At 72.4% G+C, this 11,525-nt stretch carries 10 protein-coding genes and 1 other RNA gene; 1 reads left to right on the top strand and 10 read right to left on the bottom strand.

Going from position 1 to position 11,525, the window contains the following annotated elements; all coding sequences use genetic code 11:
- Together IE317_RS34820 and IE317_RS34815 are read right to left on the bottom strand one after the other, a co-directional pair.
- The coding region (locus tag IE317_RS34820; RefSeq protein ID WP_191315621.1) for a DNA polymerase III subunit gamma and tau at positions 1 to 1,570 on the bottom strand (1,570 nt) is incomplete at its 3' end.
- Positions 1,571 to 1,613: 43 nt separating this feature from the next.
- Positions 1,614 to 3,158: an ALF repeat-containing protein gene (locus tag IE317_RS34815; RefSeq protein ID WP_229903060.1), complete on the bottom strand. Its 1,545-nt coding sequence runs from the start codon at positions 3,156 to 3,158 to the stop codon at positions 1,614 to 1,616.
- A gap of 75 nt (positions 3,159 to 3,233) precedes the next feature.
- On the opposite strand from IE317_RS34815, the gene IE317_RS34810 reads away from it, so the two are divergent.
- On the top strand, positions 3,234 to 4,109 hold the full coding sequence (locus tag IE317_RS34810) for a spermidine synthase (RefSeq protein ID WP_191315619.1): 876 nt from the start codon (positions 3,234 to 3,236) through the stop codon (positions 4,107 to 4,109).
- A gap of 244 nt (positions 4,110 to 4,353) precedes the next feature.
- On the opposite strand, the gene ffs is transcribed toward IE317_RS34810, so the two are convergent.
- From ffs to IE317_RS34770, 8 genes are all read right to left on the bottom strand, one after another.
- An RNA gene (gene ffs / locus IE317_RS34805) (signal recognition particle sRNA small type) lies at positions 4,354 to 4,448 on the bottom strand.
- A 21-nt stretch (positions 4,449 to 4,469) separates the two neighbouring features.
- Complete coding sequence (locus tag IE317_RS34800; protein ID WP_191315618.1) at positions 4,470 to 5,063, bottom strand: GTP-binding protein; 594 nt, start codon at positions 5,061 to 5,063, stop codon at positions 4,470 to 4,472.
- Complete coding sequence (locus IE317_RS34795) at positions 5,041 to 5,388, bottom strand: DUF742 domain-containing protein (protein WP_091319104.1); 348 nt, start codon at positions 5,386 to 5,388, stop codon at positions 5,041 to 5,043. Before IE317_RS34795 ends, IE317_RS34800 begins: the two co-directional genes overlap by 23 nt.
- Positions 5,388 to 5,822 carry a roadblock/LC7 domain-containing protein gene (locus IE317_RS34790; RefSeq protein ID WP_191315617.1) on the bottom strand — a complete coding sequence of 145 codons (435 nt, stop codon included), beginning with the start codon at positions 5,820 to 5,822 and terminating at the stop codon, positions 5,388 to 5,390. The genes IE317_RS34795 and IE317_RS34790 overlap by 1 nt, the downstream gene beginning before the upstream one ends.
- Positions 5,819 to 8,527, bottom strand: a complete 2,709-nt coding sequence (locus tag IE317_RS34785) for a sensor histidine kinase (RefSeq protein ID WP_191315616.1) — start codon at positions 8,525 to 8,527, stop codon at positions 5,819 to 5,821. Before IE317_RS34785 ends, IE317_RS34790 begins: the two co-directional genes overlap by 4 nt.
- Positions 8,528 to 8,552: 25 nt before the next feature.
- Complete coding sequence (locus tag IE317_RS34780; RefSeq protein ID WP_191315615.1) at positions 8,553 to 9,341, bottom strand: ABC transporter ATP-binding protein; 789 nt, start codon at positions 9,339 to 9,341, stop codon at positions 8,553 to 8,555.
- Entirely contained in the window at positions 9,338 to 10,288 is a 951-nt protein-coding gene (locus IE317_RS34775; RefSeq protein ID WP_191315614.1) for an ABC transporter permease, read from the bottom strand. The genes IE317_RS34780 and IE317_RS34775 overlap by 4 nt, the downstream gene beginning before the upstream one ends.
- Complete coding sequence (locus tag IE317_RS34770) at positions 10,285 to 11,298, bottom strand: ABC transporter substrate-binding protein (protein WP_191315613.1); 1,014 nt, start codon at positions 11,296 to 11,298, stop codon at positions 10,285 to 10,287. Before IE317_RS34770 ends, IE317_RS34775 begins: the two co-directional genes overlap by 4 nt.
- Positions 11,299 to 11,525: the final 227 nt, after the last annotated feature.

Genomic DNA, 11,525 nt, shown 5'->3' with positions numbered 1-11,525 from the left:
ACTGGGGCTCGGCCGCCGCGACGCCGCCACCGGGAGCTTGGGCTGCCGGGGCAGCAGTACGCCCATCGCGGGGCTGAGGCGAAGCAGCAGCAGCGCCCGCAGGCGCACCCCCGCCGGGATGGGCCGCAGCCCGGGCAGCAACCCCGCCATCGCCCGGCTGGGGCCGAGCAGCTGCTGCACCGCCACCGGCGGCCGGCTGGGCCGCAGCAGGTGCAGCCGGTGCGGCCGCAGGAGGTGCGGCCGGGACAGCGGCGGGCTCGACCGCCGGGCGGCCGGGCGGCTTGACCGGCTCCGGCACCGGTGCCGGGCCCGCCGAGGCCGCTCGCTGCGAAGGCCTCGAAAACTCGCGCTCCGGCGCCGCGCGCAGTGGCGGCTCCACGCCACCCTCGGCCGACGCGCCGCCTCCGCCCGCGACGGTCGCGCGGCGCTCCAAGCGCTCGATCCGCGCCAGCAGCGCCTTTTCCGCGTCGGTCACCGACGGCAGCAGCATTCGCGCGCACAGCAGCTCGAGCACGAGCCGGGGCGAGGTCGCGCCGCGCATCTCCAATAGTCCATTGTGGACGATGTCGGCGTAGCGGGAGAGGGTGGCGAGGCCGATCCGCTCGGCCTGCGCGACCATCCGCGACAGCTCCTCCTCCGGCGCGGACACCAGCCCGCCCGCGGACTCCGGCACCGCGCGCAGCAGCACCAGGTCGCGCAGCCGGTCGAGCAGGTCGGTGGCGAACCGGCGCGGTTCGTGGCCGGCCTCCGTGAGCTTCTCGACCGTGCCGAACACCGTCGCCGCGTCCTCGGTCGAGAGCGCGTCGACCATGTCGTCGATCAGCGCGACGTCGGTGACGCCCAGCAGCGCGACCGCCCGCGAGTACGAAACGCCTTCCGGCCCGGCACCGGCGAGCAGCTGGTCGAGCACCGATTGCGTGTCGCGCGCCGAACCGCCGCCCGCGCGGATGACCAGCGGGTACACCGCCGGCTCGACCTCGACGCCTTCGGCCGCGATGTTGCGCTCCAGCAGGTTGCGCATCGCGCTCGGCGGGATCAGCCGGAACGGGTAGTGGTGCGTGCGCGAGCGGATGGTGGTGAGCACCTTGTCCGGCTCGGTCGTCGCGAAGATGAAGATGACGTGCTCAGGCGGCTCTTCCACGATCTTCAGCAGGGCGTTGAAGCCCTGCGTGGTGACCATGTGCGCCTCGTCGATGATGAACACCCGGTAGCGCGACTCGGCCGGCGCGTAGAACGCCTTGTCGCGCAGCTCGCGGGCGTCGTCGACACCACCGTGGCTGGCCGCGTCGAGTTCGGTGACGTCGACGCTGCCCGGCCCCTCGGGCGCGAGCGCCTTGCACGAGTTGCACTCGCCGCACGGGTCCGGTGTCGGGCCCTGGGCGCAGTTCAGCGAACGCGCCATGATGCGCGCGCTCGACGTCTTCCCGCAGCCGCGTGGGCCGGAGAAGAGGTAGGCGTGGTTGATCCGCCCGGCGGACAGCGCCGTGCGGAGGGGTTCGGTCACATGCTCCTGACCGACGACCTCGGCGAAGGTCGCCGGACGGTACTTGCGGTACAGCGCGAGAGCCACGCCGCGAGACTACCGGGCACCACCGACAACCTTCGCCGTGCGGTCAGGAGACCAGGGCCGCCGCTTCCGCGACCAGACCGTTCACCTTGGTGACGTGCGCCGCCGTGAACGCGTCACGCGCCCGCGCCTTGGGCAGCTCGACGTCCAGGTAGTGCTGCGCGCCCGAGTCCGGCCCGTCGAGCACGCCCTGCGCGACCGCCTGCACCTCCGGGCCCTCGCCCAGGGTCCGGGTGACGTAGATGTCCAGGTCGATCAGGTGCGCGGTGTACCGGCCCTTGGCCAGGAACTCGCGGATGTCGGCCACGGTCCCGTCCAGTGCGTGCTGCGCCCACGACTTCGTCGCCGGGCCGCCGGCCGCCATGATCTGGTTGACCTCGACGCGGTCGTCGGTGTCGCGGCCCGGGTAGTCACCGGTGCGCAACAGCGCGACGACCCCGGCGTACGGGCCGGCCAGCGCGTCACGAGCCGCCTGGCGCAGGCCCGGGCGGGCGTTCGGGTCCGCCGCGATCGCCGAGACGGCGGCGCGGTCGTCGGACTCCTGCGCGACGGCGAGACCGCTGCGCACGAACGTGACGACGTCGTCGTCCGAGCCGCTCAGCGCGGCACGGGCGGCGGTCTTGACGGCGGCACCGCCGTTGCGCAGCAGGTAGACCGACGCCTTGCGGCCGTTCGGCACGGTCAGCGCCGGGTCGGCCGCGTCGGCGAGCAGCTTGTCGTTGTCGGTCTTGGCCTTCGCGGCGCGAGCAGCGGCCTCGTCGGCCCGCTGCTGCGCGGCCGCTTCGGCGGCCGAGGCGTCCCGGCCGGCCTGCTGGTTCTGGCCCCGCTGGACGACGAGCCGGTCGGCGTTCGCCTTCCGCGCGTCCGCGGCGAGCTGCGCGGCCCGGTCGGCGGCGGCCTTCACGTCCGCGGATCGGTTGGCGGACGCGGCCGCCTTGGCCGCGTCGACCTGCTCCTGGACCGCGGTGACTTCGGTGTCGTAGTTCGCGGCGACCTGCCGCCACAGCGACAGGAAGTACCGGATGTCCTCCGGCGTGCCGTCGAGCGCCGTCTGCGCGGCGGCCTTGACCTCCGGGCCGCCGGCGGCCATGGCCTGGGTGGCCGTGACGCGGTCGTCGACGTCCTTCGCCCGCTGCAGGCCGGTTTCCAGGAAGGCCCGCACGTCCTCGGGGGTGCCGTTGTCGAGCACGTCCGCGCCGCGTTCGTTGACGGTCGGGCCGCCGACGTCCATGGCCTGGCTGACGGCGATCCGGTCGTCCGCGCTCCTGGCCAGCGGCAGGCCGTTCGCCAGGTACTCGCGGATGTCGTCCGGGGTGCCGTTGAGCGCCCGCTGGGCGGTGCGCTTGGTGATCGGGCCGCCGGTGGTGAGCGCCTGGTTGACGAGGACCCGCTCGTCGTCGCGCTGCGCCTGCTGGCGGCCGGTGGCCAGGAAGGCCGCCAGGTCGGCTGGCGAGCCGAGCAAGGCCGCTTCGGCGGCCCGCGCGACGCCGGGACCGCCGGTCTCCAGCAGCGAAACGGCCTGCGCCCGGTCGGGCAGTTCGTCCGCGGCCGCGGGCGTCGCGAAGACCCCGGCGGCGAGTGCGGCGGCCACGATTACTGCGTTTGCACGCAAGTGAAACCCCCTCGATCGATGATCGTCCGTTCCCTTATCGCCGGAGTGGTCGGAATGTTTCCGATAACCTCGGATTCCGTGAGCCGAACGCGGAAGACCGCTCCGCAGCCCGGGCGCTACCCCGTGCGGTTCGGCACGGCGGAGCTGGTCCGCGACGCCGACCGCGGCAACGCCTGGCTGGTGTCGGTGGACGGCGTCGCGCAGTCGTACGTCGACCTCGACGACCCCGCTCACCTGGAGTTCGACTACGTCCGCCGGTTCGGGGACGTGGTGGACCGGCTGCCGCCCGGCCCGCTGGACGCGCTCCACGTCGGCGGCGCGGCGTGCACGCTGCCCCGGTACGTCGCGGCGTCGCGGCCGGGCTCGCGGCAGCTGGTGTTCGACGCCGACGGCGAGCTGGTGGAGCTGGTCCGCACGCAGCTGGGGCTGCGGGTGCCGGGCCTGCGCGTCCGGGTGACGGACGGCCGCGAAGGCCTCGCGACGCGCCGGGACGATTCGGCGGACCTGGTGGTGGTCGACGCGTTCCGGCGCGCCACGCTGGCCGGGGGCTTGGCGACCCTGGAGGCGACGCGGGCCTGCGCGGGCATCCTGCGCGCCCCGGGCGTCTACCTGGCGAACATCACGGACGGTTCGGGCCTGCCGTTCGCCCGCCGGTTCCTGGCGACGCTGCTCTCGGTGTTCCCGGAGGTGCTGCTGCTGGCGGACCCGGGGGTGCTGCGCGGCCGCCGGTTCGGCAACCTGGTGCTGGCGGCGTCGGCGAGCGAGCTCCCGACGGCGGAGATAGCCCGCCGGACGGCCTCGGCGGCGTTCCCGGCGCGGTGCTTGTACGGCGCGGAGCTGCGGAAACTGGCCGGGAAGGCGGCCCCGATCACGGACGCCGACGCCCCGCCACCCCCGAGCCCCCCGGACGACGTCCTGGGCCTGTTCTGACCCCGCCCCAAGCCCACCAGCCCCGCCCGGCCGCGGCAGACCCCGGTCGCGGAGCGGCGGCAGACCGCCCAACCCGCGGCGGCGCGGAGCGGCGCAGACTTCCCAGGCCGCGGCAGCAGAGGGCTGCGGCAGAGCTCCCAGCCCGAGCCCGAGGCACCGTGGGGGTCCGGGGGCTCGGCCCCCGGGTGAAAGAACGAAGTGAAGGCCCGGCGAAGGGGCGAAGCCCCGAGAGCCGGAGCCGAAAAGAAGGGGACCCCGCGCACCCGCCAGAGCCTGCTTATCCTTGCTGCCTTCCGGCCCTGGGGAGGTTCACAGGGTGGACGCCGCGCGGGGTCCGCCGCCAAGTGTAGCGGGCCCCGATCAGGCCCCCGCACCAGCCTGGGCTCGGGCCCGCTTGAACGTGTTGTGCAGCACCGCCAGCAGCGCGTCCCGCACCGACAGCTTCTGCCGGGCGTCGAACGTGATCAGCGGGACGTCGTCGCTGACCGCCAAGGCCCACCTCACGTCCTCCAGGTTGTGGCCGAGCGATCCGTCGAACATGTTCACCGCCACCACGAACGGCAGGCCCGCGTTCTCGAAGTAGTCGACCGCCGGGTAGCAGTCGTCCATGCGGCGGGTGTCGACGATGACCAGGGCTCCGAGCGCGCCGTGGACCAGGTCCTGCCACATGAAGCCGAAGCGGTCCTGGCCCGGCGTGCCGAACAGGTACAGCTTGACCTCTTCGTCGATCGTGATGCAGCCGAAGTCCAGTGCCACCGTCGTCGTGGTCTTGGAGGGGACGTGGCCGGTGCTGTCCGCGGACATCGAGGTGATCGCCGCCTCGGTCGTGAGGGGCTTGATCTCCGAGATGGACGACACCGCCGTCGTCTTGCCGACGCCGAAGCCGCCCGCGATGACGATCTTGACCGGGGCCGGCGGCCGGGTGCCCGGTTCAGTGAATGGCTTCGAGTCCACGAATGACCCTTTCGATCATGCCGAGGTCGTGCGAGTTGTGGTTGCCCGGCCGCCGGACGACGACGTAGCCCAGCTCGGCGAGGTCGGCCACCAGCACCCTGGCCACGCCGATGTGCAGGCCGAGCATGGCGGCCACCTCGGCGACCGACATCGTGTTCCGGCAGAGGGAAACGATTTCCTGGCGTTCGAACGTGAGCTTCGGGTGCGACGCCGCGCCGAGGCGGGACGTCATGACCTGCGCCTCGATCTCGAGGCTCTGGTCGACCGGCTGGGCGCGCCCCGAGGTCATCAGGTACGGCCGCAGCAGCGAAGGCTCCTCGGTCATCACGACCCCACGGTGTTCTTGAGCTCCTCGATCAGGCCGGGCGTGAGGACCTCGGTGGCGCGGTTGGCGAACATCGCCATCTCGTAGGCGATCGTGCCGAGGCTGGCCTGCTTGTTGGCCAGCACCCCCAGCGAGCAGCCGATGCTGATCGTGCAGACGAGCAGGTACCCGTGCTCGAGCTCGATGATCACCTTGTCCGGCGAGCCGAGCGGGTGGCTTTCGGAGACGCCGTGGGCGAGGCCGAGCATGGCCGAAGAGATCGCGGCGAGGCGGTCGGCTCCTGCGCGCTCGAGCTCCGTCGACATCGCGATCAGCAGGCCGTCGGCCGAGACCGCGATGGCGGCTATCGCGCCCGCGGTGTGCTGCGCGAAGCGGCTCACCAGCCAGTTGAAGTTCTGGGCTTCGACACTGACGCCAGGTGCGGGGATGCTCATTTCCTGCTCTCTTCTCCTCGTTCCATCACACGACCGGCGACCACGCCTTGGGGCGGGCTGTCTGCCGTCACGTCTTCCGCCTTCGCGAGGCCGGCGGCGAACGCGTCGAACGCCGCTCGTTCGGCCGCCGGGTCCCGCTTGGTGCGGTTGACGACGGCGCGGGCGAGCGGCCGCCCGGCGGGCTGCTGACGCAGGCCGGGGGCGAGCTGGGCACCGGGGACGCGGCGGATCAGGCCGTCCCGCGACGGTGGGACGGCCGCGGCGGGCGTGCGGCCGGCGGGCATCGCCGAGTCCCCGGGGATGCGCACCGGCAGCGACGCGCCGTCACCCGGCGACGGCACCGCGGCACTTTCACGGGAAAGCGACACGGCCTTCGCGAAGGCGCTCTCGAACCCGTCCATCGCGGTCTTGGTGGCTTCCGGGTCGTGCCGCGGCTTGCCGTCGGAGACCGGCGCGGTCGTGCCGGGAGCCGGCAGCTGCGCCCCGCGGACGCGGCGCCGCAGCCCACTGCGGGTCTCGGCGTCCGGCGCGGGCGTGGCCGTGTCCGTGGCCGGGGGCGGCGGCGGATCGGCGGGTTCGGTGTCCGGCCACACCGGTTCGAGCTGGTTGAACCAGCGGAAGCCGTTGTCGTGCGCGGGGGCCAGCAGGGCCGGGATCGCCGGTGCCGGCAACGGCTCGACCGGCCGCACGTCGTCCGAGGTGGACACGGCGACGGCCTCCGCGGGGCGGGCGTGGACCGGCGCGGGCGCCTGCGCCGGGATCACGGGCGCCTGCGCTGGTTTCGGCCGCCGCCCGGTGCGGTGGGTGAACAGCGACGGCGGGATGGTCAGCCGGGCGGTCACGCCGCCCGTGGTCGGCGTCGCGAGCAGCTCGACCCCCAGCTCGTGGCGCCGGGCCAGGCGGCCGACCACGAACAGGCCGAGCACACTGGTCGGCGCGAGCTCCAGGCGTTCGCGCTCGACGAGCCGCCGGTTCTCCTCGCCCATTTTCTCCGCGGTCATGCCGATGCCGTGGTCGACGATGCTCACCAGGCAGGCGCCGTCGGCCAGCAGCATGGTGTCCACCTCGACCATCGAACCCGGCGGCGAGAACGACGTCGCGTTCTCCAGCAGCTCGGCGAAGACGAGCACCAGGTCGGCGCCGAGGGCCGACGACAGCAGGATTTCGGCGACGACCCCCAGCTTGACGCGCTGGTAGTCCTCGATCTCCGCGAGCGCCGAGCGCAGGGCCGTGGACAGCTCGATCGGGCCGGCGATCCGGGTTTCGTCGCGGGTGCCGGACACCACGAGCAGGTTGTCGGCGTTCCGGCGCAGGCGGGTGGAGAGGTGGTCGAGCCGGTAGAGGCTGGCCAGCAGCCGGGTGTCCTGCTCGTTGCGCTCGACCTCGTCGATCAGGGCGAGCTGGCGGCCGACGAGGTTCTGCGTGCGCTTCGCGACGTTCGCGAACATCAGGCTCGTGTTGCGCCGGGTGAGCGCCTGGCGTTCGACCAGCTCGGCCGCGGTGGTCTGGACCCGGTTGAACGCGGCGGCCAGCTTCCCGAGCTCGTCGGAGGAGACGACGTCGATGGTGGCCAGGCGCGGGATCTGCTCCTCGGCCTCTTCGGTGTCGGTCACGCGGACGAGTTCGGTGCCGGCCAGGTCGGCGACCGACGTCGCCGCGGTGGTCAGCTGGCGCAGCGGGCCGGCGATCGAGCGGGACACCGCGACCGCCAGGAAGGCGACCAGCAGGAACAGCCCGCCGGCGCCCAAACCGACCGTCCAGGCCAGGTTCGTCGCGCTGTCGGCGCGCTCGGTCGCGGAGTCGGTGATCTCGCTGATCGCCCTCTCCTGGACGAGCTTCCGCTGTCCCGCGTGGGTGTCCGCCGCGGAGAGCACGTCGGCGACGTACTTCGTGGTGGCGGCCGCGTCACGGGGCTTCTCGACCTGGGCGGCGAGCTCGTCGACGCGGCGACCGGCGTCGCTCTGCTCGACCCGGACGACGAGCGCGGACCGCTCGCTGTCGTCGCCGTCGTCGCCCTGCTTGACGAACCGGTCGACGAAGATCGGCGCCTGCTGGGTCGCGTTGTCGAGGATCGGCCGGCCGGCCGCCGGCGAGACCGCGGTCACGATGAGGGCCATCGCGCGCAGCGAGTTCTCCTCGTTCGCGCGCAGCAGCGCGTCCAGCGCGGTCAGCTCGCGCGCGCCCTCGGCGTCACTGCTGAGCTGCGGGACCAGGCGCAGGGCGTCGATCACCGCGTCGACCACGGCGTTGTAGGTCCGGGCGACGCTGTCGAGCGCGACACCGCGGCGGGCGGCGTTCTGCCGCAGCTCGGCGAGCGAGCCGATCCGGGTCAGCGCCGCGGAGAGCTCGTCGGGGGCGTCGTCGCCGAGGGCACCGCGGACGTCGGCGACCGTCTGGTCGACCACCTTCTGCTGCTGGACCATCTGCTCGGGACTGGCCGACGGCGTCGCCACGAAAGCGGCCGTCAGCAGCCGTTCGCGCTGCAGCTGCCACATCAGCCCGCCCAGCTGCTGGGCGTGCCGCGCGACGGCGGCCGACTGCGCCGCCGCACCGGCGCTGTTCGCCTGGGTCAGCACGAACGGCACCGACACCAGCACCACCGCGACCAGCGGGGGCAGGAGCAGCAGGTTCAGCTTGCCGCGAATCCCGAGCCGGGCGAGAAAACCGCCGCCGGCCCGTTCCGCGGTCGGCCTGCCGTGTCTCATCCCGCGACCTTCCCGTCTTCCGTTCTCACTCGACCGCGGCCACCCGGCTCACGTGGCCCCGGTGCTGCTCCCGGACCAGGTCCTCGATCCGGGCGCGCAGCGCGAGGAACCGCGGCTCGCGCTTCACCGCCAGGTCGCGCTCGGCGGGCAGCGCCACCTCGACGTCGGCGGCGATCCGGCCCGGGTCGGAGGCGAGCACCACCACCCGGCCGCCGAGGAAGACCGCTTCCTCGACGTCGTGGGTGACCATCAGCACCGTGGTGCCGGTGTCGGCCCACACCTGGCGGATCAGCACCTGCATGTCCTCTTTGGTCTGGACGTCCAGGGCGCCGAAGGGTTCGTCCAGCAGCAGAACTTCCGGTTCGCACGCCAGGGCCCGCGCGATCGCGACGCGTTGCTTCTGGCCGCCGGAGAGCTGTTTCGGCAGCGACTTGCGCACGCCGTCGAGGCCGGTTTCGGCGAGGTACCAGTTCACCCGCTCGGCCCGCTCGACCGGGTCGAGGGAGAGCAGCTCGAGTCCGAACGCGACGTTCTTCTCGACGCTGCGCCACGGGTAGAGCGCCCCGGCCTGGAAGACGAGCCCGCGGTCGGGCCCGGGCCCGGTCACCGGCACGCCGTCGAGCACGATCTCGCCCTCGGTCGGCCGGCTGAGCCCGGCCACCAGCGACAGCAGCGTCGACTTGCCCGAGCCGCTCGCGCCGACGACGCAGACGAACTCGCCGCGCAGCACTTCGAGGTCGACGTCGTCGAGGGCGCGGGTGACCTTGCCGCGGACGGTGTAGTCCTTGGCGACGTTCCGCAGTTCCAGCGTCATGCTGCCCACTTCCCGACCCGCGTGCGCAGCAGGCGCAGCAGGACGTCGATGGCGAGCCCGGCGAGCCCGATGACCACGAGCACCGCGAAGATCTTGTCGGTCTGCAGGAACCGCTGCGCGCGGACGATCCGGTAGCCCAGGCCCGCCGAGGAGTTGATCAGCTCGGCGACGACCACGAAGTTCCACGCCGCGGCGGCGTTGACGCGGATCGCGTCGATCATGCCCGGCAGCGAGTGCGGCACGACGATCTTGCGCAGCACCTCGCCGCGGCGCGCGCCCAAGGTGTAGGAGACGTCGATGAGCGCGTCCGGCACGCCGCGGACCACGTCGGCGGTCATCAGCGTGTTGAAGAAGACTGTGCCGATGAAGAGGATGGCGATCTTCGACGGCTCGCCGAGGCCGAGCCAGATGATCAGCAGCGGGATGAACGCGCTCGCCGGCAGGTAGCGCAGCAGCCCGATCAGCGGCTCGAAGAACGCCTGCCCGGCGGTGAAGCTGCCCATCAGGATGCCGAGCGGGACCGAGACGAGCACGGCGAGGCCGAAGCCTTCGAGCACCCGCTGGGTGGTCGTCCACAGGTCGTCGAAGAGCTCGCCGGTGCTCGCCATGTCCACCCCGGCTTCGAGCACCGCGGCCGGCGACGGCAGGAACGTCGAATCGACGGCCCCGCTGATGCTCAGCACGACCCACGCGAGGAACGGGATGGCGAAGGACAGCGCCGCGAGCGTCCAGCGGGACGCCGCGGAAATGGGGGTGCGCAAGGAGAACAGCGGCGAAGCGGACGGTTTCAGCCCGGCCCGGCGGGGCAGCGGCGACCAGGCCGGCCGTCCGCCACCCGCCCGGCCGGCCTCCTGCTGCTCGGCGAGCCGCTGTTCCGCTTCCTGCGCCTCGGCGGCCCGCGCCTCGGCCGTGCTCGCCGGCGTGGTGCGCTGGGTCGGACCGGTCACTGGGGCGCGGCCTTCACGAACTGGTCGTCGAAGAGGCCGTCGAGCGAGGGCCGCTGCTGGGCGAGCCCGGTGCCGACGATGAAGTCGATGATCTTGTTCGCCTGGAAGTCGAGGTGCTGGGCGGTGACGCCCGGGGTGAACGCGTCGATGTTCTGCTGCCGCGTGAAGATCGTGGTGCCGGCGTCGTAGGACTTGTAGTCCGCTTCGGACACGCCACCGCGCTTGGCCATGATCTTCACGGCCGCGTCCTTGTTGTCCTTGATCCAGGTCAGCGTCTCGAACCAGGTGTTGACCAGCGCCTGGACGTCCTTCGGGTGGTCCTTGACCAGCTTCTGCGAGGTGACCAGGTGGTCCGGGATGGCGCCGGGGAACTCGGCCGACGTCGAGATCGCGCGGCTGCCCGCGCGCTCCAGCGCCGTCGAGGTGAACGGCGCGAACGCGGCGACCGCGTCGACCTGGCCGCTCTTGAACGCGGCGGCCGCGGCGTCGGTCGGGAGGTTGACGAGCTGGATGTCCTTTTCGGTCAGGTTCGCCGACTGCAGCGCGAGCAGCAGCAGGTAGTGGTCGACGGCGCCCTGCTCGACGGCGACCTTCTTGCCCTTGAGGTCGGCGATGCTGGTGATCCCGTCCCGCGCGATGACCTTGTCGTTGCCGGTGGAGTTGTCGTTCACCAGCACGATCGACAGCTTGGCGCCGCCGGAGACCGACGACAGCGTGTCGTTGAGGGTCTGGCTGTTGGCGTCGATGGCGCCGCTGGAGAGGGCGTTGATGCTGTCGGTGTAGTTGTCGAAGTACTTGAGGTCGACGTTGACGCCGTTCTTCGCGAACAGGCCCTGTTCCTGCGCCACCTGCCACGGGAACCAGCCCGGCCAGGCGCTGAACCCGATGGTGATCTTGGTGCCGCCGCCGGAGGCGGAGCTGTCACTGCACCCCGAGAGCGCGGTGACCCCGGCGAGGGTCAGCAAAGTCAGGAGCACCGTCAGCAGACGGGGGCGGGGACGGGAAATCACAACGAACTCCAGGTTGCGGGGGAAGTGGAGTGGTGCGTACCGAAAAGGGGGAATTGCGGCGCTCGGGGCTACGGGTGGGGACGGTCATCGCGAGAGAACGCGGACAGGAGGCGCTCACCACCAGTGAAATCCCAGCACTCAGCGCACCGGATCAGCCACCCCTGTCCCTCTCCCGGCGGAGAGCCTAGCGACTAGCACAAGATCCCCACAACGTCCGCTCTTTGCAT

This window comes from Amycolatopsis bullii, assembly GCF_014654205.1.
GTDB lineage: Bacteria > Actinomycetota > Actinomycetes > Mycobacteriales > Pseudonocardiaceae > Amycolatopsis > Amycolatopsis plumensis.
The sequence above is the reverse complement of the archived record's forward strand: the minus strand, read 5'-3'. Positions and strand labels throughout refer to the sequence as shown.